The organism is Staphylococcus sp. SB1-57 (genome assembly GCF_017086425.1).
Classification (GTDB): Bacteria; Bacillota; Bacilli; order Staphylococcales; family Staphylococcaceae; genus Staphylococcus; species Staphylococcus warneri_A.
The window spans coordinates 621,154-644,953 of sequence record NZ_CP070964.1 but is presented as its reverse complement, the minus strand read 5'-3'; the positions used below and the strand labels follow the sequence as shown (position 1 = coordinate 644,953).

Here is a 23,800-nt window from a genome sequence, read left to right as displayed (position 1 = left end):
TAAAATTAACTCCAAGTGTTATTAAGGGGAGCACTTAATTCGTAATTTAGGAGAGTGAGAAACATATGCAGTTTCTTGATATTTTAATCGCATTGTTACCAGCACTATTTTGGGGTAGTGTTGTTATAATCAATGTTTTCGTTGGTGGTGGCCCCTATAATCAAATCAGAGGTACTACTTTAGGTGCGCTTATTGTAGGTATTTGTTTACTTCTAAGTGGTAATGCAGCATTTGACGATTTAACAGTCATTATAGTGGGATTATTCTCTGGTGCTCTATGGGCATTTGGTCAAGGCAACCAATTAAAATCTGTTAACTTAATTGGAGTATCTAAAACAATGCCTATCTCAACAGGTATGCAATTGGTCGGTACTACATTATTTAGTGTTATTTTCCTTGGTGAATGGAGTACTATGGTACAGGTTGTTTTTGGTCTATTATCCATGGTGCTATTAGTCGCAGGTATTGCATTAACATCATTAAAAGCTAAAAACGAAGGAAAATCTGACGATCCAGAGTTCAAAAAAGCAATGGGTATTCTTTTAATTTCAACAGTTGGTTACGTTGGCTATGTTGTATTAGGAGATATCTTTAATGTTAGTGGTACTAAGGCGTTATTCTTCCAATCAGTCGGAATGGCTATTGGTGGTTTCATCTTATCCATGAATCATAAAACATCAATCAAGTCTACTGCCTTAAACCTTATTCCTGGTGTAGTATGGGCAATCGGTAACTTATTCATGTTCTATTCACAACCTAAAGTAGGTGTTGCAACTAGTTTTTCATTATCTCAATTATTAGTTATCGTATCTACACTTGGCGGTATCTTTATCTTAGGAGAGAAAAAAGACAGTCGTCAGATGACAGGCATATGGTCAGGTATTATCCTTATTATCATTGCTGCTATTATTTTAGGTAATCTGAAATAATTCATATTTTAGGAGGCTCTTAAATGTTTAAAGACTTAGAAGATAAAGTAGTCATTATTACAGGAGCCGGTAGTGGTATCGGAAAATCCTTTGCAGAAAACTTTGGTAAAGCTAAATCCAAAGTTGTACTTAACTATCGCTCTGATAAACATGATGATTCTTTACAAGAATCTGTTAATATCATCAAACAAGCTGGAGGAGATGCCCTACTTGTTCAAGGTGATGTATCAAAAGAAGCAGATGTTATCAATTTAATTAAACAGACCGTTGAGCATTTTGGTACATTAGATATCATGATTAATAATGCTGGTTTTGAAAAACCAACACCAACTCATGAAATGACGCTTGAAGAATGGCAAAAAGTTATAGATATTAACTTAACTGGCGCATTTATCGGTTCAAGAGAAGCAATAAAACAATTCAGAGATGAAGATAAACAAGGTGTTATCATTAATACTTCAAGTGTTCACGATACAATTCCATGGCCTAATTACGTCCATTACGCTTCTAGTAAAGGTGGATTAAAATTAATGATGGAAACAATGTCGATGGAATATGCTCAGTTTGGTATTAGAATAAACAATATTTCTCCTGGTGCTATTGTAACTGAACATACTAAAGAAAAATTCTCTGATCCAAAAACACGTGCGGAAACATTAGAAATGATTCCTGCAAAAGAAATTGGCGATGCTCAAGACATTGCTAATGTAGCATTATTCTTAGCATCAGATTTAGCTCATTATATTCACGGTACTACCATTTATGTTGATGGTGGCATGACAAACTATCCTGCATTTATGGGTGGTAAAGGCTAAATCGAAAAAATAAACCATGCAATATACATGCATAGTATATGTTATTTAATAACATTATGGCCGCATGTATTGCATGGTTTTTTTATTTAACTCTATGACAAAATGACTATGAAACAAAGAATGCTTGATACATATATAATATAATAATACTAATGACAATCGTTAAATTAGTAACCATACCTATTAAAGGTAACGTTTTGTATTTAAATTGGATTGAATAAGGTATTATCGCCACACCTACAGGTAATAACCATGTGATTAATAATGTCGTTTTAATCATTTGATCAGATACCGGTAAGAAATAATGTACCAGTAGTCCTGCACCTAAACCAATACCATAATGTAGGCATAGGTATTTGATTGCAATAGGTAAATAAGCTCGATCAATTGTAAAACTCAACATAACACCTAATAAAATCATAGACATTGGCATATTGGCTTTATCTAAAATTGAAAAGAAATCTATGGCTACTTTTGGTAAATGAATGTTAGCCATATTTAGTGTAAACATAACAATATATGTAACAAGTGGAACGGACTGAACGAGTTTTAGACCTAAAAATTTAAAGTTAAATTGGTCGCTTCCCTCACTATAGTAACTACCAACAAAGTAAGTTAAACCGAACATAATTACTGCTCCACCAATATCAACCATTCCAAAATAAACCATACCCGTTCCCGGCCAAATAGCATCTACGAGTGGATAAGCAAATAATCCAATATTCATAGAACCAATCATCATACCTACTGAACCACGCATTTGATTATTATATTTTCGAAAACACCAAATAACAATAATTTTAGCTAATACTCCGTAAATAATCATCATAACAGGCAATATCGAAAACGATGGATTTAAATCAGCATGATTCAAATTAACAATCACTAAAGAAGGTAGGGTTACATTTAAAACTAAAGTGGAAAGTACTTGACTATCCGTTGCTTTTAAGTAATTAATTCGCTTTAAAAAGTACCCTAAAGCGATTAAAAGAATAATCATTACAAATTGCTCCGTCATACCAACCCTTCTTTCACGTATCTCAACTCTTACAATTGATAACTTTAACACATTTGCTATAAATTTTAGAACCACTTTGTTTCATGATATAATTTAAATACTCTGTAAAATAATAAATAAAGGAGTTGTCTTTGAATGAAGTTAGAATCTAAATTAGCTGAACTAAAATATGATTATACGCGTCTTCAAGGTGACTTGGAAAAACGTGAGTCATTAAATCAAAATATCGATCCACTAGTTAATCAACTAGAAGAAATCGAAAAAGAGATGGCTAAGGTGAGAAAGCAAATAAATGAACAATAGTGTTTGTAGTGTCACAATATCATTACATTTTTATTATAGACATCCTAGTCATAAATAAAAGAACGTGCTAATATAAATTCGAAATAGAAAGGATGTCAATTCATGAAATTATACTTAATCTTATTACCTTTACTATACTTAATTGTAAGTTACATAAGTATATTCAAAATGAATTCTATATTTACTAGAATTTTAAGAATAATCATGGCTGTTTTATTATTATTTGTAGTTGCTATTACGACAATGCAATTCCCAAATGAAAATTGGTGGGTATTCATAGTCTTGTTACTATTAGTTGGTAATGTTGAAGTAACAGCATTTAAATCACTTAAAAATGATATTAAAGGTGTAAACATATTAAACATCTTATCCATCGGATTATTCGTAATTTATATTATTCTTACTTTAATTTTATATTAATAGTTAAGCCTCTTATCCCTTAGTTGGGATAAGAGGCTTTTTACATACTATTTTCTATTTAATTTTCGGTATATTTTATCTTTAAGTGTAAATAATATTTCATAAATTACTGGAACAACGATAAGTGTTAATATCGTTGAAGAAATAAGTCCACCAATAACTGTTGCAGCCATACCTTTAGAAATGAGTATAGAACTGTCTTCTCCAAAGAGTAATGGTACCAACGCGCCTATCGTTGCAATAGCTGTCATTAAAATAGGTCGTATTCTTGTGCCACCTGCTTCTATCAATGCAGATTTCATATCCATTCCAGATTTTTCGTTATTAATTACTCTATCTATCAATACAATAGCGTTGGTCACTACAATACCAATTAACATCAACATACCAATTAGACTTGGTACTGAAATTGTTTCACCAGTAATTACAAGTGACAGTACAACACCAACAATTGTAAACGGTAACGAGAATAGAATGGTAAATGGTGCTAAACCACCTTTAAACGTAATCACTAAGATAAGATATACAATAATAATTGCAGCTAACATGGCTATCGCAAGTTGAGTCATAGCAGAATTAATATCATCTGTTGCTCCACCTACGTTTACTTTTACGCCGTGAGTTTTATCCATCTTATTCACTTTTGACATGACTTTTTGAGAAGTGCCACCGACATCGCTATTTGTAATCTTACCAGAAACAGTTGTTGAATAGTCACCATCTTCTTGTGTTAGTTTACTTGGTGTTGATGATTTTTCCAGTTTGGCAATCTCACTTAATTTAATTGTTCCACCCGTCGGTTTCTTCAATTTGATATTTTCTAATTTATTTTGAGACCAATCTGTCTGTTTGTTTTGTTTTACTTTCACATCAATTTTCTTACCATTTTCTTTTACTGTCGTAACTGTTTTTTCAGGTAAGTTTTCATTTAAATTCATAGCTAATTGACTAGCTGATATACCATTATCAGCTGCTTTATTTTGGTCAACTTTAACTTCATATTGTTGATATGTTTCTGACAAGTCGGATTTGACATTATTGATACCTTTAACATCTTTCATAGTACTTTCTATTTTATGAACTGTGCCTTTAATCGCATCTGTTGAAGGTCCTTGAACTGTCACTTCAATTGAATCATTTCCTGCACCGGTACCTAGATCTTGGTTCTTCCATTGTCCTGGATGTTTAAAGGAGTCCACATGCTTAAGAACTTTATCTGGTTCTTCTTCAAAGTTAGGTGTGTCTTTATCATAGTCTACCATCAAGGCCATACTATTTGTACTTCCTGTAGGATCGGAAGGTGTTGGTCCACCTACTGAATATTGTACTGTTTTCACTTTATTTTTTGTTTTAAGATATTTTTGAACTTGTTCACCATGTTCAAGTACGGATTTTTCAGTTTCTCCAGGCTTTGGTGTATAAGTTAACGCCATGAATTTATTATCACCTGATGAAATGTAGCTTGTACCTAGTTTAGCTGCACCTAGACCAATACTGCCTACTAGTAGCACAATACTAATGATAATAACTATCCATTTATGATTGAGAGACCAATAGAGTAACTTTTTATAACCACTGCTGATTACACCTTGCGCTTGTTTCTCAGGTTTAGTTTGAATTCCTTTTCTAAACAATGTTGAACCTAATGCCGGAACAACAGTAATAGATACTAATAATGACGCTAATAAACTGAAAGTGATCGCTAATGCAAATGGTCTGAACATCTCACCAACTGATCCTGATACGAATGCTAGTGGTAAGAATACGATGATAGTCACAAGAGTTGAAGATAGAATAGGTTTAAACACTTCCGTTGTAGCACTGACAATAAGTGAATCACCTTTAAGTTGTTCATTTCTATCTGATAAACGTCTATATATATTTTCTACAACAACAATGGAATCATCAATTACACGTCCAATTGCTACTGTTAGGGCACCCAATGTCAGTATATTTAATGATACATTAGATAATTTAAGTGCAACTAATGCTATTAAGATTGACATTGGTATTGAAACAATTGAAATAGCCGTTGTTCTTATATTTCTTAAGAATAGAAGTATAACTACTATCGCTACAATGGTACCTAAAGCTGCTTTTTCAATCATCGTATATAATGAATCTTCAATAGGTTTTGCTGTATCCATTGTTTTAATGGCTTTCATTTCACTATTATTTTTTTCAAATTCATCTACTTTTTTCTGTACATCTTTGGCAACTTGAACAGTATTAGCATCTTGTGCTTTAGTAATTTGTAAGTTAACTGCGTCCTTGCCGTTTGTTTTAGAAATAGATGTACGTTCATCACCAACTGATATATCCGCTACATCTTTTAATTTAAATGATGGCATTGAGCTAGACGAACCTTGCTTTGAACTACTTGCCGATGATGGCTCTGATGGCATTAAACTTTCACTATCCTGATTATCATCACTTCCACTGTCACTACTTTGTCCTTGACCAGCAATTGTCGCTGGTATCTTTAAATTCTTAAATGCATTAACAGATGTAAATTGTCCATCTACAACAATCGATTTGTCTGTATCTCCAAATTGGAATAAACCTAAAGGTGTTTCCCTAGTGGCAGTCTTCAGATAGTTTTCAACATCGTCTGCCGTAACACCTTTACTATCTAACTCTTTTTGTTTAAATTTCAATGTCACTTCACGATTGGTTTGACCATTTAATTGTGCATTTTGAACACCATCAATCGTTTGTAATTTAGGAATAAGTTGTTGATTTAACTTTTTCGTCACCGATTTTAGATCATTATCTTTATCAGTTAAAGAATATGCGATAATAGGAAAGGCATCCATCGAATTACGTGTTAATTCAGGATCACTGACGCCATCTTTAAATTTGATTTTGTCTATTTCCTTCTTCAATTGTTCCTCGGCTTTATCCATATCTGTGTCATTGTTATATTCAACAGTCACTATAGAAGCATTTTGAATAGATTCTGTTTTGACACTTTTAACATAAGCCATCGATCTCACTTGGCTATCAATTTTACTACTAATTTCATCTTGTGTCGTTTGCGGTGTTGCACCTGGCATTGTTGTTTGGACAGAAATCATAGGATTTTCAACATCTGGTAATAATTCAATTTTTAATTTCGCGCTAGCATATACGCCTCCCAAAATTACAAGTAATACCATAAGGAAGATGGCGAATTTATTACCAAGAGAAAATTGCAATAGTTTTTTTATCATTTATCAAGTGTCCCCTTTTATTAATTTCTAGTATTAGTTCGATACTCATAAATTGCAATGTTCATTCAAAAAAATCTGAACGTTCTTTTATAAATAGAATCGTTCAGATAAAATGGTTAAATTTATTTACGTTTTAATTTTCGTGAAAGTTTAATTTTAGCTTTAGTTAATTTAGGTTTCACTTGTTCGATAAGTTGATACAATGGTTGATTTAAAACATAGTCAAATTCACCAATTTTTTCACTTAAATAAGTGCCCCATACTTTTTTGAACGTCCATAATCCATAGTGATCAGACTCTTTGTCTGGATTATTATCAGTTCCGCCAAAGTCATAAGTTGTTGCACCATGATCACGTGCATATTTCATCATTGTATATTGCATATGATGGTTTGGTAGGAAATCACGGAAATCGTTAGATGATGCGCCATATAAGTAATATGATTTATTTCCTGCAAACATTAATAATGCACCTGATAGATAAATACCGTCTGGATGCTCTTTTTCAAGTTCTAGTAAATCATTTTTTAAATCCTGAGACTTTTTAATTTTGCTATTTGCATCATTAATTTTATTTAATGTTTTTTTGTCTTGCTTTTTATTTTGAAGCTTTTCAATTTCATTTTCTAAGTCTTTAATTTCTGAATTTACCGTTTCAAGTACTGGTTTAGGTTCTAGTTTAACTAAGAATAATTCTGCATCACCATCATCGTGTAATGCATCATAAATATTTTCAAAATAGCTAATGTCACGTGTTAAGAAACCGTCACGTTCACCAGTAATTTGCATTAAATATGAAAAAGTTTTCAAGCCGTCTCTGCCAGCTCTTTCAACTTTTGTCCCACGTTTAAGGGCAAGCCTTACTTTAGATCGATTTCGTCTTTCAAAACTTTGAATAATCTCTTCGTCTGATTTATCTATTGGTGTAATCATAGTCATTCTAGGTTGAATATAATCTTTAGATAAGCCTTCTTTAAATCCTTTGTGTCTAAAGCCAAGGTTACGTAAATTTTTCAACGCTTCAGTACCATTTTCTACTTCAACATCTGGATCTATTTTAATAGCATAGGCTTTTTCGTCTTTAGCTACTTTTTTCGCTTCTTCTAATAATTGTGATAACGCATCTTTGTTATCATAATCTGTTACAAATCCTCTTGAAACATAACATAATGTAAATGGTAGTTTAGGAATCTTTTTAAATAATAATTGTCCAACACCTTTGATTTCACCATTTTCACCAACCGCAATTCTTCTTGAATACCATCCAGTCAATTTCTTAGTTTCTGCCCATTTCGTGAGTTGCAGTAAATCGCCATTTGGATGAGATTTTACAAATGCGTCATGTTCTTGATTAGTGATATTCATCTTTTCCATGGTTTATAATATCTCCTTTATATTAACAATACCTATAATTATACATCGTCTGGATATAAGTGTCGACAAAACACATTAACGATTAAACTTCAATATTTAATTCTATTTCCATCAATATTTGATGCGTATATCTATCAAGTTGAATTTGTCTTTAAAATTATATTAATATTGATATAATATATTACCTAATTTTAAAGGAAAGAAGTGTGTTTTATGCGTCCAACACTTATCGTTTTGTTAATTTTTTTAAATCTGATTGCTATTTTCACTTCTGTACAAAGTGGACTTTCCATCGACTACTTTAGTCTGAAAGTCATTATAGCAGCATTCACTTTAGTATTATCTATACTATTTTTATTAATTAGAACTACATCATTAAGTAATTACTTGAGTATTTTATCAGTTATCATTGCTTGCATTCATATCTCTTTTATTATTCAAAGTGCTTATAATTATCTTTATTAATGAATCGGCTCGAATCGATATTTAGCACCTCTAATATATAGTGAATATGGTGCTGTCGCTTCAGTATCTTTAAGAACTACGGTATGATAACCCGATTGTTTACCATCTTCAATACGGAAATAAATCTGATCTTCTTTCAAAATTAAATCCGTATATTTTTCAGTCTCTTCAACTATTTCCATATCAAACCAATTTTGCCAGTTATTCACTGTCTGAGCTCTCTTACTACTTGAAACCATAATCATATCAATAGAAAATTGAGTTTGATACAACGACTTAAGTTGTTCATGTCGATTTGCGTCCCCTTGATCCCATTGAATAAAAAATGGAGGTTTGACCATATAACTAGGATCAGCAATATAGAGAAGACGCCAAGTTATTTTTTCACCCTTTTTAGTTTCTCTTTCCATATTTACAGGGCCAATGACATCTATGTTTCTTTCTTCTAAAGTCTGTTTAATCGCATCAATATTACTAGTTCTTAAACATATTGTTTTAAACCCCTGTTTAAAATTATCTTGAGCGATTTTTGTTGCAAATGATACTCTTCCTTCTTCAGTTTTCGCTAATTTTTGCAATTTCTCTTGATCTTCTACATCTAAAAAACTATGTAATTTTCATTTATATAGGACAACTTATTAAATGTTCCAAATTTATGGTGTTTACCTCCGGAATTGAGTTTAACTACCTCACCTGGAAACTTAAATTGCTCTAATTGATCAATGTAATGAATGATATGATCAAATTTCAAATCCATGTTATGATCTCCTTTTTGCATTTCTTAATTCTTATTTTAACAAATGTAGCAATAATTTACTTCTAAAACCTAGCAAAAAAGTATTGCAAAATATAGCTATTAGTCCTATAATAATGCTTGCGTTTTAAAAAGGTTAGCTAAGCTAACTAATTAACAAATGTTTTGGGGTGTACTCATGATTAGTAATGATTTTTTTAATAGTTTTATAAGTATTTACCGACCTTATATTAAATTAACGCAACCAATATTAGACCGATATGACATTCATACTGGTCAATGGCTTGTTTTAAAAGACATAGCTCAATTCCAACCGACAACGTTAGTTAATATTTCGTATCGCCGTTCTATAGAGAAACCAACAACACGAAAGTTCATCAAAGTATTATTAGAAAAAGAATTGATCACATTTACAACGGGTAATGACAAGCGTCAAAAATGGTTGAGCTTAACAAAAGAAGGCATGCAATTATATAACGCGATAAATAATGAGGTTAATGAGATACAAAGTGAAATTATTAAAAAATCAGGTATTAATGAGCAACAATTATCAAAAATTATCGAGTCAATGTCTATCATTTATGAAACAATACTAAAGGAGAGTCAAAAATGAATGAATCGTCAGCAACTAAAGCACCTATTTTTACCAAACGCTTCAATCTAAATTTCATCATAAACTTTTTCGTATACTTATGTATGTATTTGTTGATTGTTGTAATTGCTGGATATAGTAAATCTGAATATCATGCCTCAGATAGTTTAGCCGGCCTTGTCGTTGGTTTATTTATTGTGGGATCATTAATCGGTCGTTTTGGAACAGGTAAATATGTAAATTTATTTGGTCCTAAAAAGATATTAATATTTGGTTTAAGTTGTTTAATAGTAACTCAAGCACTTTATTTTATTCCGAGTAATATTTATTTCTTAATGTTTGTACGTTTGATTAATGGTATTGCTACAGCAATTGCTACTACAGCCACTGGTACTATAGCAGCTTACGTAACGCCACAAACTCGTAAAAGTGAAGGTATCAGTTTGTTTTCATTAAGTTTAGTTTTAGGAACTGCCGTAGGACCTTTCTTTGGTATTCTACTACTTAATGCCTTTTCAATAACTGTTCTATTCACTTTATGTATTATATTAGGTATCATTGGTTTACTTTTATCGTTATTCATTAAAATTGACTTTGAAACTGTTAAACCTAGTCATAATGATTCAGGACATAAAGGTTTCAGTATCCACAACTTCATCGCTAAAGAGGCAGTTCCAGTAGCCATCGTGATGATGTTAATTGGTGTGACTTATGCAGCTATTTTAACTTATTTACAAGTGTTTGCAGAACAACGTGACTTAGTTAATGCCGCAAGTTACTTCTTTATTTTCTATGCTATTGCTTCATTAGTCACTCGACCTATAGCAGGCCGTCTCATGGATAATAAAAATGAAAATGTTGTGGTTTATCCAGCATTCATTGCACAGATATTATGTTTTATTTGTTTAGTTTTCAGTTATAATAGTGGCTTATTATTACTTGCTGGTATTTTACTAGGTATCGGTTATGGAAATCTTTCTTCATCTATGCAAGCTATTTCCATTAAAGTATCACCATCATCCAAATATGGTTTAGCCACTTCAACTTATTTTATTGGTCTAGATATCGGCGTAGGCTTTGGACCTTCATTCTTAGGATTATTTACGCATATGGTTTCATATGGTCAAATTTATGGAGCAATGGCGATATTAGGACTATTGACTACAGCCGTTTACTTCTTGGTACATGGCAAAAAAGTTAGACATTCCTATTCTTATGAATAATGACTAAATCTAACAAATTTTACTAAATTAAAAAAGCTAGAGAAACCTCTTTAATAAGGCTTCTCTAGCTTTTCTTTTTTAATATATTGTTAGTTTGCGATACTAATCGCTTCTATTTCATTAATCATTTTATCTATTAATTTTTTTTGTGACGCATTGAAGAAATAATACACTTGTCGTTCGTCTGTTTCAGAACGCAATTTTGAAATAAGTTCTTTTTTATAGATTTTACGGATAATGACATCAATTTTACTTGTATCCCAAAGCATTTCAAAATGTAATGTATCTCTTAATTCTTTACCACTTATTTTCTCACCTTCAAAGACTTTGTATAATACAACAAATTCTTCAATTGAAATACGATAGGTTGATTTTAACCAATGCTTAAGTTGACTTAGCTCTCTTTCAGATGCAATAAAACCTTGTACTTTATTTGTCATAATAAAATGCCTCCTATGTTGATTCTTAGATGTGATGTTTGTATTGTACAATTAAATTGCTTAACTTTATTATATAACAAAGTTAGAATTTTATCTATTACAAATATTAAATTTAAGTCTAAAATTGGTTTAGAAATACATCATTTTAAAGTACGCTTTTAATATTGAAAAGTAATTAAATGTAAAAGAACAGATATCGCAATACATTTTTAATCCATTAAATGAATATTTGTTTCTAAAATATGAGTCTTCTTTTGTTCATAATTAGTTTGACAGTTTAATGTTATCCGCCTATATAATTCATATTAATTTTGTTACGCTTTCTATTTCGTACAGTTTGTTCAGTTCGTTCATCAGAGTAACGATCGTCTCTAATATGCCATAATGCTTTAAATTGCTCTAGTAACATTTCGTCTGATGCACCTGATCGCATTAACGCTTTGACATCAAAACCCTCTACTTCTGCAAATAAGCAACCATAAAATTTTCCATCTGAAGATAAACGTGCTCTCGTGCAAGTTGAACAAAATGACTGTGAAACACTTGTAATTAATCCAAATTTCACTTGATTATCTTTATGTCTATAGTACTTTGCAACCTCACCAAAATATTTAGGTTCTACTGGTTCTATATCAAAATGTTCTTCTACCATACTTAACATTTCATCTTTCGTAACGACTTTACTAAAATCCCAACCATTATCGTTCCCTACATCCATAAATTCTATAAACCTTATCTCAATGCCTTTATATTTAAAGTATTCTATCATTGGAATGATTTGGTCGTCATTGACGCCTTTTTGAATGACTACATTCACCTTAATTTTAAAGCCTATAGATATTGCATAATCAATCTGTTCTAGAATTGTAGATGCTTTAATATTTCGATTGTTAATCGCTTGAAAGACTTCATCATCTATCGCATCTAAACTAATATTAATTCGTCTTAAACCTGCATTGTATAGATTTTGACCATGTTTTTTTAATAGTAAACCATTCGTAGTTAATCCTATATCTTCTATACCATCAATTTGATTCAGTTGCTCTATGAGTTGATAAAGATTTCTGCGTAAGAGTGGCTCACCACCAGTAATCCTAATTTTTTTGACACCTAATTGAGCATATAGTTTAGATATTCTAACCATTTCCTCAAATGTTAATAACTCTTCTTTAGGTAAAAAGACAAAGTCATCACCAAAGATTTCTTTTGGCATGCAATAATCACATCTAAAATTACATCTATCAGTGACAGATAATCTTAAATCTCTTATCGGTCGACCTAATTTATCTTTAATTTGCTCTACCATCATGGACCCTCCTTATTAACTTAACTGTTGTTTTAAAGTGTCCAAGTCTTGTTGAGAATTGATATTGTAATACCAATATGACGGTGCTTTGATATCTTCTACTTTAATCCAATCTATATTCATTTGATTATATAATTGTTTAAAACTATAATCATCGGACTCTAAAATAGTTTCTATCATGGCTTTCGTCTTAGGACTGTAAAAACCAATTGTTGGAATATAATGTCCTGCTGCTTTTACCGTTGCGATATCTATTTGATCATCTATTAAGTGTGACACCATAAACTGATAGAGTTGATTAATAGCTCTTTCATTAATCATAGGTGTGTCTACTGACACTACGAAAAATAATTCTTCATCTGGATACTCTTGCATAGCTGTTAATATACCTGCTAATGGGCCTTTCCCTTTATGTTTATCGGTATCAACAACCACGTTTGGATGTGCAAATTGATTTTTCAGTTGATTGTTTGTACTAATAACAATATCATTAAACATATTTGTTGATTCCAATACTTTGATAATTCGCTGATAAAACATTTGCCCTTCAACTTCGGCAAATGCTTTAGGACGTTCAAAGCGTCTGGACTCTCCTCCAGCAAGTATAATTGCTTTCATTTATCTTATCCTCCGCTGACTGGTGGGATGAGTGCCACTGTATCACCAGTTCCTATCATATCTGTATCTTTAACAAATTCTTCATTTACTGCAATTTGAAATTGCTTATGTGTTAATTCAGGATGTCGTTGCAATAGTAAGTCTTTAAAATCTGCAACACTAACCCTTTCTGACAAATCGATTGATTCCGATTGTTGATTGATTATATCTTTAAGTTCTGCAAAGTAGAGTACTTTCATTTTACTTCCCCCTATGGCTTTCATCGTAGCTACCTTTTTGATGCCCTTGCCACTCTGATCCATCTTCCCAAATTTCTTTTTTCCAAATTGGAACAATTTCTTTAATTCGCTCTATTGCATATTCATTTGCCTGATATGCATATTTACGATGTGGTGAAGATACGACAATTAAGACAGCTATGTCTGATATTTGTAATGGGCCTATTCTGTGAACAATGGTTGTGATGGTTCCGGGCCACTTTTCTTCTATCTCTTGACCAATTTGAGCCATTTTCTTCTCTGCCATTGGAATATATGCTTCATATTCTAAATACTCTGTTTTAACACCTTTCGTCCATTCACGTACATGTCCAGTAAACATGACCATTGCACCTTGATGTTCATTTAACGTGAATTCACGATAAGGCTCGGTTTGAATCGGCTTTGTTACGATTTCAAATTGCTTCATTTTGCTCAATCCTTATGTGTTACTTTATTTATTAACCATTCATCAAATTTTTGATAAGCATTTGGTTCATTTAATTTTATCCTATAACATATATTGTTTAAATGATTTAACTCACGTAATTGTTTTTCATTCTCATAAACAATAATCTTGTCATAATTTTCATGTTTAAAGCCTTCAACTAAAACAACATCACAATCAATTGTAACAGATTCCTTAATAATATTAGAAAGGCTTTGTTCAGTCGATCTAGTGACTGTCTGACGATAGGCATGACCTTGTACAATACTTTGATCGGCACCAGATTGAAAGTGTTTCATATGGTCTACGTGCTGATGTTGTAATTGAATATCTTCACCTTGATGACCATGATGTTTGATGCTTGCAACTTTAAAATTTCGCTCTTTTAAAAATGATATTGCATGTGTCATCAATGTCGTTTTTCCAACATTTTTATATCCAATCATTTGTAATATCATATATTTAATTCCTCTTCGTAAGCCGCTGACTCTGTGAGTATAACATCAACAGTATGTCCCTGTTTAAATCCACGTGTCCCTCCTGGCAACATAATCATGGCATTTGCATGTGCTATGGCTACTACTGCACCCGATTTATTAAAACCAGAAGGTACAACAGTTGCACCAGCAGAAGTTAATGTTGCAGTAGCTCGTATAAATCTTGTAAACGGATTTGCTTTAGTAAAATCTTCCATCAGTGTTGCTTTCACAATTTGAGGATACATCGCTTTGGCATTCATCAAATGATTCATCGCTGGTTTCACAAATAATTCAAATCCTGTAAAACATGCAGACGGATTACCTGATAAACCAAACAAATATTTTTGATCAGCTACGGCAACGGTTGTTACACTACCTGGACGCATAGCGACTTTATTAAATAATACATTGGCATCTAAAGCTCGATAAATTTCAGGTAAATAATCAAAATCTCCAACAGATACGCCACCTGTCGTAATGACCATGTCATGTTTCTCCATTGCATGTTTAACAACTTCAATACTACTTTTTAAATCATCTTGTTGTATTTGATAAGACCCTACGTTGATACCAAGTTGTTCAGCTAGTGCTTTAATCATAGGTCCATTTGAATTTCTAATTTTACCTGGTTGAAGTTCATCACCAACTTCTAACAATTCACTACCAGTAGCGATAACTGCGATACTAGGTTTTTCATAAACTTCAACTTCTGTATAACCATAAGTTGCCAAGACTGCGATAGCACCTGGGTTAATACGTTGCCCAGCTGTTAATACAATGTCACCTGTTTGTGTTTCCTCACCTTTTAAGGATACATTCTCATGATGTTCAAAAGATTTTCTAATCGAAAATGTATCTTCTTCCTCAACTGTTTGCTCAAACATCACCACTGCATCTGCGCCTTTTGGTAATTGTGCACCTGTCATAATACGTACCGCTTCGTGTTGCCCAACTTCTTTTTGCGACACTGAACCAGCACCAATATGATCTATCACTTTAAATTTAATTCTATGCTCACCACTAGCACCTATAGAATCTTTACTTCTAATTGCAAACCCATCATAAGGTGACTTATCAAATCTTGGAATATCATAGGTAGCTATAATGTCATTCGCCAATACATGCCCAATACTTTCTTCTAATGCCACAGTGGTCTTATTTGAACGAATATTTTGATTTACAATTCGTTGAATAGCTTCTTTTACAGGAATTGGACTTCTTTTTTCAAATGTCATATGATCATCTCCATAAATAATTTTTCATGATATACTTGTGTCGATAAGAAGGAGGATTAACATGTCAGAATTTACACACATTAATCAACAAGGTAACGCTAAAATGGTCGATGTTTCTAATAAGGAAGTTACTAAACGAACAGCTATTGCACATTCAAGTATTATAGTGAATGAAACAATTTATCAACAAATTGTTCAAAATACGAACGCTAAAGGTAACGTATTAAATACTGCTCAAATTGCTGGAATTATGGCTGCTAAAAATACTTCAACGATTATTCCAATGTGCCATCCGCTTCCATTAACGGGTATAGATGTTTCGTTTGAATGGAATACAACATCGTCAAATCATTTCGAACTGAATATTCAAGCTACAGTATCTACAACAGGTAAAACTGGTGTAGAAATGGAAGCCTTAACTGCTGCTTCTGTAACAGCTTTAACCATCTATGATATGACCAAAGCAGTTGATAAGGGAATGACAATAGGCCAAACTTATCTAACATCTAAATCCGGTGGAAAATCAGGCGATTATCATCGATCAAATTAGTTTAAATTCAATAGTTAAGAGAGGCAATGGGACATAAATAATATAGAGTCAACTACTGACAATATAAGATTTAAATTTTAAAATTTACGTCCCAGCCTACTTATTTTCATTTCGTTACTTCATGTATCAAATGATTAAGTTCAGGTTTAATAAGCTTGTTAATAGCTAATTTAATGGCACCTGTAGATCCAGGCAACGCAAATAACAATGTTTTATCATGTGTGCCTGCTACTGCTCTAGATAATAATGACCTCGTACCTACATCTTCTGTATAGCTTAAATACCTAAACAATTCTCCAAATCCTTCAATTTCTTTGTCTAATAAAGGTCGCACAACTTCAATAGTTACATCTCTTTGCGCAATCCCTGTACCACCAGTTGTTATAATGACATCAATATGTTTTTGTTGTAACCATGTTTGTAATTGATTGTAGATAGCCTCTTGATCATCTTTTACAATTTGATAATTTTCCTTTTTGATATTTACATTCTCGTCTTTTAATAGCGTTTGTATCAGTTGACCTCCCTTATCTGTTTCATAATTCCTAGTATCTGAAACTGTAAGTACTGCAACTTCTATATTTCTATCTAATTTTACATTTGTATGCATCATTTAAGTCCTCCTAACAATGATTAACCAAATAATTGATTAATTAATTTTGTAGCTTCATTAGGGTTATTCATACCGTGAATAAGTAATCTTCCACCATTAAATGCAACGATACGATAACCATTGAATGAAAAAACGATCATATATGGATTCTGTTTATATTGAATATGATGCGTCTTTAAAAATCTTTCTAACATTTCCTGGGAAATCATCGAATTATTGTATTGTACTGTATCTCTTCCACATAACGTTGTATATTGACGTTGTCTATTCTTCAGGAATGGATAATGAGGTGTTTTTCCACAAGTCGGACATGTATCATTTTGCATATTTTTAAAACCAATGGCATGATGGTAACCTTCCCAAATATCACCATATTTCAATTTGATATCTGTGGTCTGATTGGTTAGAACTTTTAAAGCATCAACAAGTTGAAAACTAGTTGTCATTGTTACAGCAGGTTGTATAACTCCGACTGTATCACAAGTCAAATTGATTGAAGGCAAGTGTGGGACTAAGCAATTAAAACAAGGCGTCTTGCCAGGTATGAAGGTTGTTTGAGCATATGTACTTTGAACAACACCCCCATATATCCATGGTATACATTTTTGATATGCAATATCATTAATGAGTTGTCGTGTTTCAAAGTTATCAGTTGCATCAATGATTAAATCGATATGCGTTGTGTAGGTGTCTAAAAAGTATGCATCAACATGTGATACATAAGCATTAATAACAATATCATGACGAATCGCTTCTAAATGCTTCTTAGCTGCAATGACTTTTGGTAACATATCTTTTGCGTCGTGTTCAGTGAACAAGGTTTGTCTCTGTAAATTACTAAGCTCAATGTAATCACGATCAACGATTGTCAGGTGTTGAATACCTGCTCGGACCAAACCTTCTGCCACATGAGTTCCCAATGCACCCATACCTACAACCATGACATGTTTTTGACCAATAAGATGTTGTCCTTCTTCTTTAATATGTTTAAATAAGATTTGCCTTGAATATCTCTCTTGATCCATCTTTGAATCTCCCTTAAATAGTATTGCTTCTATTATAAAACTTGTTGGACAAAGTGACAAAAACCATACATAAAACAAGCGAAACTATAATGATGAATATCATCTAAATATAGTTTCGCCAAAATGATTTACGTTAAGTTTAAGAAATCATTATTATTTCATCAGCAAGCGTATGTGCCTCTTCATTTGAATGTGTAACAAAAATAATTGGTATGTTCCATAATTCATAAATTTTATGGACTAGGTTCATACTCTCTCTCTTAGTGTTGTCGTCTAAACTAGAGAAAGGTTCGTCTAATAGTAATAAGTCGGGTTTAATACTTAATGCTCGAGCTAATGCTACACGTTGTGCTTCCCCTCCAGATAATGTGATAGGATATTGATTAACTATATGTGTAATGTTAAGTGTATCCATAACATAATTGATATGATCGGAATATTGTGCCATAAAAGTAATATTCTGTTCCACCGTTAGATGTGGAAATAATTGATAGTCTTGAAATAAATAACCAATACATCTCTGTTGAATTTTCATCTGTGTTCGTTTAGATGTACTAGTAAGCAATCGTTGATTCACTTCAATTTCAGCTTGATCCGCTTTTTTCAGACCCGCAATCATATTTAATATAGTAGTCTTTCCTATTCCAGATGGTCCTTGTATAGCATAAATCTTAGGAACATCATCATTTATATGAATCTCAATATTGCGCTGATTAATCTTGTGTGAGATGTCAATTTTCAACATTTAATCACGCTCCCTGAATTTATCATAATTCATTAAATTGATCGTCATGATAACTACAATAGAGAATGCTACAAGTACTAAGACCCAAAGCCAAGCTTGATTTTCTTTACCTTCAACTACTAAGAAATAAATTTCTAATGGTAATGTATTTGTTTTATTAGGAATGTAACCTGCTACCATTAATGTTGCACCAAATTCTCCAATTGCTCTCGCAAAGCTCATCACGATACCAGATAATATATAGCGTTTCGATAACGGAAGTACAATACGATAAAATATTTTACTTTCACTTGCGCCCATTGTACGTGCAGTATCTAACATACGTTTATCAATACTATTAAAGCCTTGAATCGTATGTTGGTACATAAGCGGAAAACTTACTATCACTGAAGCGATAACCGCCCCTGTTAGTGTAAATACTACTGGCAAATGTAATATATTATTGAAGAATTGACCTATAATTCCTCGTGGTGAAAAAACAATAAGTAATATAAACCCCATCACTGTTGGCGGTAAGACGATAGGTAATAAGATGAAACTCTCCACTATTTTTACCCATCGCTTTTTACGATGGTATAGCCATTTAGATACTATGATACCTAATATCATGACGATGATCGTACTCATTGTTGCTACACGGATAGATATCCAGAATGAAGTTAAGTCAGGCATGAAAGACAACTCCTATGCTGAGAACTGATAGTCTTTGATAATTTGTTTAGCTTTATCTGTTTTTAAGAAGTCCATCCATTCTTTAGCTAATTTTTTATCAGAAGTAGCTCCCGCTTTATAAGTGATTGGTTTTGATAGCTTCACTTGTTTAATTTCTTTTACATTATCAATTTTTTTCTTATTTTTATATAAATCTGTTTTATATACAAATCCTTGTTGCGCATTACCTTTTTGTACATAATTCAACACTTGTTTAACATCTTTTGCATAAATGACTTTGTCCTTAACAGTATTCCATAAGTTGTTTTCTTCTAAATATTGTTTACCATATTTACCTGCTGGTACTGTTTCGATTTGGCCTAAAGCCAATTTATCATTTTCTTTTAAATCTTTAACAGAATGATAGTCTTTGTCTTTTTCACCAATAAGTACTAAGTTATTTTTAGCATAATTATATGTATTATGTGCTTTCTTTTTATTTTTTAAGATATCAACATCTTTGGTATTAGCTGACATAATGACATCAACAGGTGCACCTGATTCAACTTGTTGTCTTAAGGCACCTGAACCGCCATAGTTGAAGTCAACTTTCGCCTCCTTATGTTCTTTTTCAAATTCTTTTTTCAATTCTTTACTTACATCTGTTAAACTTGCTGCTGCTGAAATTTGTAATTCCTGTTTCTTACCATTATCAGCCTTGTCACTTTTTTTACCATTGTCAGTAGATGAATTCGAACATCCTCCTAACACAAGTAAACTCATTAACATCACTACAAAAATACTTTTATATTTCATTATAGAACCTCCTTAATCTCTATTATACTTCAAGTTATATATAATTTATTATGACATTTTCGTGTAAACATTTGATATCAATTTTAATTTAAAACTTTTCTTAAATCTATAGAACATAATGATTTAAAATATGCTACTAACCCTTTAATATATTAATTATAGAGATAAAGGGAGTATAGGTATGAATAGAGATATATCATCTAATCAGAAAATTGTACGGTATGAAAATGGTCAACTTCAGCATAGTGTTGACACATATGTAACTGAATTCCCATTAACTATTATGGTAAATGGCGAAGAATTTGCCACTGTTATTTGTAGCCCTACTAATATGGAAGAATTAGTTTTGGGCTTTCTAGCTTCTGAAGGTGCCTTATTAAAAAAAGATGAATTAAAGTCCATTCAAATTGATGATAGCAAAGGCTTTGCCCATGTCGAATTAACAAAGTCTCTAAATGACCGCTTCGAGTATTCCACTAAGCGCATGATTGCTTCATGTTGTGGTAAAAGTCGCGAATTTTATTTTCAAAATGATGCCGCTACTGCTAAGACATCGCTTTCTAAAATTACAATCACACCTCAACAAGTACTGAATATGATGACTCGTTTACAAAGTGCAAGTACGATATTCAAACAAACAGGTGGTTTGCATAATGCAGCAATTAGTGATGGTGATGCATTTTTTGAACATCGACAAGATATTGGACGTCATAATGCACTAGATAAGCTATATGGTTTTTGTATTCAAAACCATATACCTGTTAGAAATAAAGTTTTAATATTCAGCGGTCGTATTTCGTCAGAAATTTTAATCAAAGCTGCTAAAATTGGCGTGGGTGTTATATTATCTAAGTCAGCGCCTACTACACTTGCGATTCAACTTGCACATGATTTAAACATCACAGCAGTAGGTTTTATTAGAGATGGTAATTTCAATATATATAGCCACCCTGAACGTATTAAAGCTGCTAAAGATTCTACCGAATAAGTCGAATCTTTAGCAGCTATTGTTATATTTTTTCTTTTAAAACTTGATATCTAAAACTACGATATACATACCCTTGTTTCAAATACATGTCTTTAACTGTATCTTCACCATCGGCAACTAACATCACTGGTCGGTCACCGGCTAGTTCACCTACAAATGATTGCATCGTTTGTCCGATACCCTTTCTTTGGTAGTCCTCTAAGACACCAAAACCATCTATTTCAACCGAGTTTTTATTTTCAATGATGTCTACAATACCAACAGGTTGAGCGTTTAAATAGCTAATCATTGGTGTTGCTCTATTAGTATTAAAATTTTGTTTAACATTCTTAACGCTTTGTTCCGCATATTTTTTACCAAATGGTAAAGAAAATTGATAATAAATATCAAGATAGTCTTGCAAGTTCCCCTTATTAACTTTGACTAATGTGACGTCATTTCTTTTGTTTAATTGAGCTAAATCATGTCCTTCTATCAGATAAAATTCTAAGACACCCAATTTAAATCCTAGTTCTTTAAATAAATCAAACCAAGCTTCATTAAGATACTCATTTTCTGGGAAATAGAAGGATAAATGGTCAGATCCTTGTGCAACATGCATTTCTTTTTGAGTTTCAATATCTGTTAGCCATTGCACTTGTGTCGGACACTGATGATATAACCATGTATTATTGGAATATTGCAGTGCATCAGTCGGTGTTAAATAAATGGTTTTACGTGCATCTTCTGATAGCATATTTCCTTCTAAATAAATGTCTGATATCGTCAAATGTTTCATCCTTATCCCGTCCCTGTTGATAATTAGAATCGTTTATCTTTCTTATATGAAACATTGTCTTACAGTCATTTTATTTAATCAACTGTTTGAATCGAGAATGATTCAATATCGTTGCCCCTACTAAGCTTGCTATGATTGCTTTAATAATGTCACCAGGCATAAATGCTAACGATAATTTAATAGATTCTTTCACTGGGATATGTGTAATGATTCCCATAATGATTGTTCCTAAAATATCTAAAGCAAGGACACCTACCACTAAAGTCACAATGAATAAGATAATAAAATTGATTTTATGTAAATATTTATCTCTAACCCATCCGATAAAGAAAGCAACAAATGGATATAAGAATAAAAATCCTGCAGATGGACCAGCAAATGCACCTATACCGCCACGTCCACCAGATAAAACTGGTAATCCTACTGCAGCTAGTAATAAAAAGATAACTACGCTTAATGTACCTAATTTTCTACCTAAAATGATACCTGCTAAGAATATACCAATATTTTGTAATACAATTGGAACTGGCATGATTGGTAACGGAACCCCAGGTACTAATCCTAAAACACAAATGATTGCAGCCATTAGTGCTGTGTATACTAAATCTTTTGTACTCAATATGTTCATCCTCCTTACATGAAGATGATTATACCACTAATGTAAACCTAAGTGAATATATAGTTTACATTATTTTGCTCGTTTTGCTAAATCGCCTATATAGTTAAAGAACTTATTGCGTTCTACGAAATTGATCATATTAATCTCTCTACCATTATCACTTTGAACAGTTCTACCTTGACTCGGACCATGAGCAATTACATCTACATTTAGTTTTACTGATTTAGTTAATTTTGGATTTCCAACATAAGCTGTCGTAAGTACATCCCATAAGAAATACGTTGAATTAGTAACAAAATGAGTTAATGGTGGGACTGCTGCATAACTAACACCTAAGAAATCAATACCTGTAAAATGACGCTCATCAGCCCAACGTTGTCTTACATCTAAAGTTAATGGGACTTGGTTTGTACTTTCTAGTGCAACCATGTCTATTTTAATTTCACTATCAAATACTATTTTAACTGCTTCTGGATCCCAAAAAGCGTTCCATTCTGCAGTGCCATCATGTTCGGGTTCTTCAACGTTCCCTTTTTCTAGAAATGTTCCGCCCATCCAAACAAGTTTTTCAATTTTATTTTCGATTGTTGGATCAGTTTTTAAAGCCTTTGCTAAATCTGTTAATGGTCCAGTAAATAGTAGAATGAGCTTATCTTCTGCTTTTTTAAGTTTATCTATAATATCTTCATAAGCTTCAAGTGTGTTTTCTTTTGACTCAGCACTGGCCACTTTTTCATTTAAAATAGGTAATGCATCCATGAAGAAAGCATGCATTCTCCAATCTTTTGGAAATGGATTTTTGCCTCTTTCATAAGATGGTGCAACATCAAGTTTTTGCTTCGAAAAACGGTTAATTATTTTTATAGATGCACTTAAAGATGGCTCTAAGTAACAATCTGCTCCAATTGTACTAACTCCTACTAGTTCTACATTCTCCATATGTATAAGTAAAAATAATGATACTAGATCATCGACGCCACCATCATGATTAAAATAAACTTTTTTCATAGATGATTCTCCTTTAATTGTATTTAAACATATTATAATTATGAGTTATTTCATTATATCTAATAATTACAAAGATTACACAAAAGAACAAAAAGAAGTTGAGCCATCGACCATGACTCA

26 protein-coding genes and 1 pseudogene are annotated in these 23,800 nt (G+C 32.3%); 8 read left to right on the top strand and 19 right to left on the bottom strand.

Features of this window, described 5'->3' with window-relative positions; genetic code table 11:
- The first annotated feature begins 65 nt into the window (after positions 1-65).
- Both JX000_RS03040 and JX000_RS03035 read left to right on the top strand, forming a co-directional pair.
- Positions 66-929 carry a GRP family sugar transporter gene (locus JX000_RS03040; RefSeq protein WP_002450318.1) on the top strand — a complete coding sequence of 288 codons (864 nt, stop codon included), beginning with the start codon at positions 66-68 and terminating at the stop codon, positions 927-929.
- A gap of 23 nt (positions 930-952) precedes the next feature.
- The gene (locus JX000_RS03035) at positions 953-1,744 is read left to right on the top strand and encodes a glucose 1-dehydrogenase (RefSeq protein ID WP_002450317.1); all 792 of its coding nucleotides are present in this window, start codon (positions 953-955) and stop codon (positions 1,742-1,744) included.
- 106 nt (positions 1,745-1,850) lie between these two features.
- On the opposite strand, the gene JX000_RS03030 is transcribed toward JX000_RS03035, so the two are convergent.
- A complete protein-coding gene (locus tag JX000_RS03030) occupies positions 1,851-2,762 on the bottom strand; it encodes an AEC family transporter (protein WP_145505422.1) in 912 nt (303 codons plus the stop codon).
- 135 nt (positions 2,763-2,897) lie between these two features.
- Between JX000_RS03030 and JX000_RS03025 the strand changes: the two genes are divergently transcribed.
- Positions 2,898-3,065 (top strand): SE1832 family protein, encoded by a 168-nt coding sequence (locus tag JX000_RS03025; RefSeq protein WP_002450315.1) that lies wholly within the window; start codon positions 2,898-2,900, stop codon positions 3,063-3,065.
- A gap of 102 nt (positions 3,066-3,167) precedes the next feature.
- Positions 3,168-3,485, top strand: coding sequence for a membrane stabilizing protein MspA (mspA, locus tag JX000_RS03020; protein WP_037551736.1), 318 nt, complete (start codon positions 3,168-3,170; stop codon positions 3,483-3,485).
- 47 nt (positions 3,486-3,532) lie between these two features.
- On the opposite strand, the gene JX000_RS03015 is transcribed toward mspA, so the two are convergent.
- From JX000_RS03015 to JX000_RS03005, 3 genes and pseudogenes are all read right to left on the bottom strand, one after another.
- A complete protein-coding gene (locus JX000_RS03015; RefSeq protein WP_206140865.1) occupies positions 3,533-6,697 on the bottom strand; it encodes an efflux RND transporter permease subunit in 3,165 nt (1,054 codons plus the stop codon).
- Between the two features lie 122 nt (positions 6,698-6,819).
- Positions 6,820-8,070, bottom strand: coding sequence for a lipid II:glycine glycyltransferase FemX (locus JX000_RS03010; protein ID WP_206140864.1), 1,251 nt, complete (start codon positions 8,068-8,070; stop codon positions 6,820-6,822).
- 461 nt (positions 8,071-8,531) lie between these two features.
- Positions 8,532-9,292 (bottom strand): annotated as a pseudogene (locus JX000_RS03005) (VOC family protein).
- A 175-nt stretch (positions 9,293-9,467) separates the two neighbouring features.
- Here JX000_RS03005 and JX000_RS03000 point away from each other — a divergent pair.
- Together JX000_RS03000 and JX000_RS02995 are read left to right on the top strand one after the other, a co-directional pair.
- A complete protein-coding gene (locus JX000_RS03000) occupies positions 9,468-9,902 on the top strand; it encodes a MarR family transcriptional regulator (protein WP_206140863.1) in 435 nt (144 codons plus the stop codon).
- Positions 9,899-11,104: an MFS transporter gene (locus JX000_RS02995; RefSeq protein ID WP_049425433.1), complete on the top strand. Its 1,206-nt coding sequence runs from the start codon at positions 9,899-9,901 to the stop codon at positions 11,102-11,104. Before JX000_RS03000 ends, JX000_RS02995 begins: the two co-directional genes overlap by 4 nt.
- An 89-nt stretch (positions 11,105-11,193) precedes the next feature.
- Here the strand turns inward: JX000_RS02995 and JX000_RS02990 are convergent, their stop codons facing one another.
- The 7 genes from JX000_RS02990 to JX000_RS02960 all read right to left on the bottom strand — a co-directional run bounded on the left by JX000_RS02990 (position 11,194) and on the right by JX000_RS02960 (position 15,887).
- Positions 11,194-11,544, bottom strand: coding sequence for a SarA family transcriptional regulator (locus tag JX000_RS02990; protein ID WP_002465440.1), 351 nt, complete (start codon positions 11,542-11,544; stop codon positions 11,194-11,196).
- 283 nt (positions 11,545-11,827) lie between these two features.
- Positions 11,828-12,850, bottom strand: a complete 1,023-nt coding sequence (gene moaA / locus JX000_RS02985; protein WP_037551734.1) for a GTP 3',8-cyclase MoaA — start codon at positions 12,848-12,850, stop codon at positions 11,828-11,830.
- A 15-nt stretch (positions 12,851-12,865) separates the two neighbouring features.
- Positions 12,866-13,468, bottom strand: a complete 603-nt coding sequence (mobA, locus tag JX000_RS02980) for a molybdenum cofactor guanylyltransferase MobA (RefSeq protein WP_002450306.1) — start codon at positions 13,466-13,468, stop codon at positions 12,866-12,868.
- Positions 13,469-13,473: 5 nt separating this feature from the next.
- Positions 13,474-13,707: a molybdopterin converting factor subunit 1 gene (gene moaD, locus JX000_RS02975; RefSeq protein WP_206140862.1), complete on the bottom strand. Its 234-nt coding sequence runs from the start codon at positions 13,705-13,707 to the stop codon at positions 13,474-13,476.
- 1 nt (position 13,708) lies between these two features.
- Positions 13,709-14,155: a molybdenum cofactor biosynthesis protein MoaE gene (locus JX000_RS02970; protein ID WP_002450304.1), complete on the bottom strand. Its 447-nt coding sequence runs from the start codon at positions 14,153-14,155 to the stop codon at positions 13,709-13,711.
- 5 nt (positions 14,156-14,160) lie between these two features.
- Positions 14,161-14,631 (bottom strand): molybdopterin-guanine dinucleotide biosynthesis protein B, encoded by a 471-nt coding sequence (gene mobB, locus JX000_RS02965; protein WP_002450303.1) that lies wholly within the window; start codon positions 14,629-14,631, stop codon positions 14,161-14,163.
- A complete protein-coding gene (locus tag JX000_RS02960) occupies positions 14,628-15,887 on the bottom strand; it encodes a molybdopterin molybdotransferase MoeA (RefSeq protein WP_206140861.1) in 1,260 nt (419 codons plus the stop codon). The genes mobB and JX000_RS02960 overlap by 4 nt, the downstream gene beginning before the upstream one ends.
- A 61-nt stretch (positions 15,888-15,948) precedes the next feature.
- On the opposite strand from JX000_RS02960, the gene moaC reads away from it, so the two are divergent.
- Positions 15,949-16,437, top strand: coding sequence for a cyclic pyranopterin monophosphate synthase MoaC (moaC, locus tag JX000_RS02955; protein WP_002450301.1), 489 nt, complete (start codon positions 15,949-15,951; stop codon positions 16,435-16,437).
- A 106-nt stretch (positions 16,438-16,543) separates the two neighbouring features.
- Here the strand turns inward: moaC and JX000_RS02950 are convergent, their stop codons facing one another.
- The 5 genes from JX000_RS02950 to modA all read right to left on the bottom strand — a co-directional run bounded on the left by JX000_RS02950 (position 16,544) and on the right by modA (position 20,287).
- Positions 16,544-17,047, bottom strand: coding sequence for a MogA/MoaB family molybdenum cofactor biosynthesis protein (locus JX000_RS02950; protein WP_037551748.1), 504 nt, complete (start codon positions 17,045-17,047; stop codon positions 16,544-16,546).
- 23 nt (positions 17,048-17,070) lie between these two features.
- On the bottom strand, positions 17,071-18,075 hold the full coding sequence (locus JX000_RS02945) for a ThiF family adenylyltransferase (RefSeq protein ID WP_002450299.1): 1,005 nt from the start codon (positions 18,073-18,075) through the stop codon (positions 17,071-17,073).
- A gap of 139 nt (positions 18,076-18,214) precedes the next feature.
- The gene (locus JX000_RS02940) at positions 18,215-18,820 is read right to left on the bottom strand and encodes an ATP-binding cassette domain-containing protein (protein ID WP_002450298.1); all 606 of its coding nucleotides are present in this window, start codon (positions 18,818-18,820) and stop codon (positions 18,215-18,217) included.
- On the bottom strand, positions 18,821-19,492 hold the full coding sequence (gene modB, locus JX000_RS02935) for a molybdate ABC transporter permease subunit (RefSeq protein ID WP_002450297.1): 672 nt from the start codon (positions 19,490-19,492) through the stop codon (positions 18,821-18,823). It abuts the gene before it with no gap.
- Between the two features lie 12 nt (positions 19,493-19,504).
- Complete coding sequence (gene modA / locus JX000_RS02930; RefSeq protein WP_002450296.1) at positions 19,505-20,287, bottom strand: molybdate ABC transporter substrate-binding protein; 783 nt, start codon at positions 20,285-20,287, stop codon at positions 19,505-19,507.
- 181 nt (positions 20,288-20,468) lie between these two features.
- Here modA and fdhD point away from each other — a divergent pair, with 181 nt between their 5' ends.
- Positions 20,469-21,275 (top strand): formate dehydrogenase accessory sulfurtransferase FdhD, encoded by an 807-nt coding sequence (gene fdhD / locus JX000_RS02925; protein ID WP_002450295.1) that lies wholly within the window; start codon positions 20,469-20,471, stop codon positions 21,273-21,275.
- Between the two features lie 22 nt (positions 21,276-21,297).
- Here the strand turns inward: fdhD and JX000_RS02920 are convergent, their stop codons facing one another.
- The 3 genes from JX000_RS02920 to JX000_RS02910 all read right to left on the bottom strand — a co-directional run bounded on the left by JX000_RS02920 (position 21,298) and on the right by JX000_RS02910 (position 23,680).
- Complete coding sequence (locus tag JX000_RS02920; RefSeq protein ID WP_002450294.1) at positions 21,298-22,053, bottom strand: GNAT family N-acetyltransferase; 756 nt, start codon at positions 22,051-22,053, stop codon at positions 21,298-21,300.
- A 70-nt stretch (positions 22,054-22,123) separates the two neighbouring features.
- Positions 22,124-22,672 carry a biotin transporter BioY gene (locus JX000_RS02915; protein ID WP_049425423.1) on the bottom strand — a complete coding sequence of 183 codons (549 nt, stop codon included), beginning with the start codon at positions 22,670-22,672 and terminating at the stop codon, positions 22,124-22,126.
- A 69-nt stretch (positions 22,673-22,741) separates the two neighbouring features.
- Positions 22,742-23,680, bottom strand: a complete 939-nt coding sequence (locus JX000_RS02910) for a nucleoside hydrolase (protein WP_206140860.1) — start codon at positions 23,678-23,680, stop codon at positions 22,742-22,744.
- Positions 23,681-23,800: the final 120 nt, after the last annotated feature.

What these genes read in the sequence shown, in the direction of transcription:
- moaC (WP_002450301.1), top strand. Translation starts at nt 15,949, where the DNA reads ATGTCAGAATTTACACACATTAATCAACAAGGTAACGCTAAAATGGTC.
- JX000_RS02990 (WP_002465440.1), bottom strand. Translation starts at nt 11,544, where the DNA reads ATGACAAATAAAGTACAAGGTTTTATTGCATCTGAAAGAGAGCTAAGT.
- JX000_RS03025 (WP_002450315.1), top strand. Translation starts at nt 2,898, where the DNA reads ATGAAGTTAGAATCTAAATTAGCTGAACTAAAATATGATTATACGCGT.
- JX000_RS03040 (WP_002450318.1), top strand. Translation starts at nt 66, where the DNA reads ATGCAGTTTCTTGATATTTTAATCGCATTGTTACCAGCACTATTTTGG.
- JX000_RS03000 (WP_206140863.1), top strand. Translation starts at nt 9,468, where the DNA reads ATGATTAGTAATGATTTTTTTAATAGTTTTATAAGTATTTACCGACCT.
- JX000_RS02960 (WP_206140861.1), bottom strand. Translation starts at nt 15,887, where the DNA reads ATGACATTTGAAAAAAGAAGTCCAATTCCTGTAAAAGAAGCTATTCAA.
- mspA (WP_037551736.1), top strand. Translation starts at nt 3,168, where the DNA reads ATGAAATTATACTTAATCTTATTACCTTTACTATACTTAATTGTAAGT.
- JX000_RS03035 (WP_002450317.1), top strand. Translation starts at nt 953, where the DNA reads ATGTTTAAAGACTTAGAAGATAAAGTAGTCATTATTACAGGAGCCGGT.
- JX000_RS02945 (WP_002450299.1), bottom strand. Translation starts at nt 18,075, where the DNA reads ATGGATCAAGAGAGATATTCAAGGCAAATCTTATTTAAACATATTAAA.
- moaD (WP_206140862.1), bottom strand. Translation starts at nt 13,707, where the DNA reads ATGAAAGTACTCTACTTTGCAGAACTTAAAGATATAATCAATCAACAA.
- JX000_RS02910 (WP_206140860.1), bottom strand. Translation starts at nt 23,680, where the DNA reads ATGAAAAAAGTTTATTTTAATCATGATGGTGGCGTCGATGATCTAGTA.
- fdhD (WP_002450295.1), top strand. Translation starts at nt 20,469, where the DNA reads ATGAATAGAGATATATCATCTAATCAGAAAATTGTACGGTATGAAAAT.
- JX000_RS03030 (WP_145505422.1), bottom strand. Translation starts at nt 2,762, where the DNA reads ATGACGGAGCAATTTGTAATGATTATTCTTTTAATCGCTTTAGGGTAC.
- JX000_RS03015 (WP_206140865.1), bottom strand. Translation starts at nt 6,697, where the DNA reads ATGATAAAAAAACTATTGCAATTTTCTCTTGGTAATAAATTCGCCATC.
- JX000_RS02995 (WP_049425433.1), top strand. Translation starts at nt 9,899, where the DNA reads ATGAATGAATCGTCAGCAACTAAAGCACCTATTTTTACCAAACGCTTC.
- moaA (WP_037551734.1), bottom strand. Translation starts at nt 12,850, where the DNA reads ATGGTAGAGCAAATTAAAGATAAATTAGGTCGACCGATAAGAGATTTA.
- mobB (WP_002450303.1), bottom strand. Translation starts at nt 14,631, where the DNA reads ATGATATTACAAATGATTGGATATAAAAATGTTGGAAAAACGACATTG.
- modB (WP_002450297.1), bottom strand. Translation starts at nt 19,492, where the DNA reads ATGCCTGACTTAACTTCATTCTGGATATCTATCCGTGTAGCAACAATG.
- mobA (WP_002450306.1), bottom strand. Translation starts at nt 13,468, where the DNA reads ATGAAAGCAATTATACTTGCTGGAGGAGAGTCCAGACGCTTTGAACGT.
- JX000_RS02970 (WP_002450304.1), bottom strand. Translation starts at nt 14,155, where the DNA reads ATGAAGCAATTTGAAATCGTAACAAAGCCGATTCAAACCGAGCCTTAT.
- JX000_RS03010 (WP_206140864.1), bottom strand. Translation starts at nt 8,070, where the DNA reads ATGGAAAAGATGAATATCACTAATCAAGAACATGACGCATTTGTAAAA.
- JX000_RS02920 (WP_002450294.1), bottom strand. Translation starts at nt 22,053, where the DNA reads ATGAAACATTTGACGATATCAGACATTTATTTAGAAGGAAATATGCTA.
- JX000_RS02940 (WP_002450298.1), bottom strand. Translation starts at nt 18,820, where the DNA reads ATGTTGAAAATTGACATCTCACACAAGATTAATCAGCGCAATATTGAG.
- modA (WP_002450296.1), bottom strand. Translation starts at nt 20,287, where the DNA reads ATGAAATATAAAAGTATTTTTGTAGTGATGTTAATGAGTTTACTTGTG.
- JX000_RS02950 (WP_037551748.1), bottom strand. Translation starts at nt 17,047, where the DNA reads ATGCATACAAATGTAAAATTAGATAGAAATATAGAAGTTGCAGTACTT.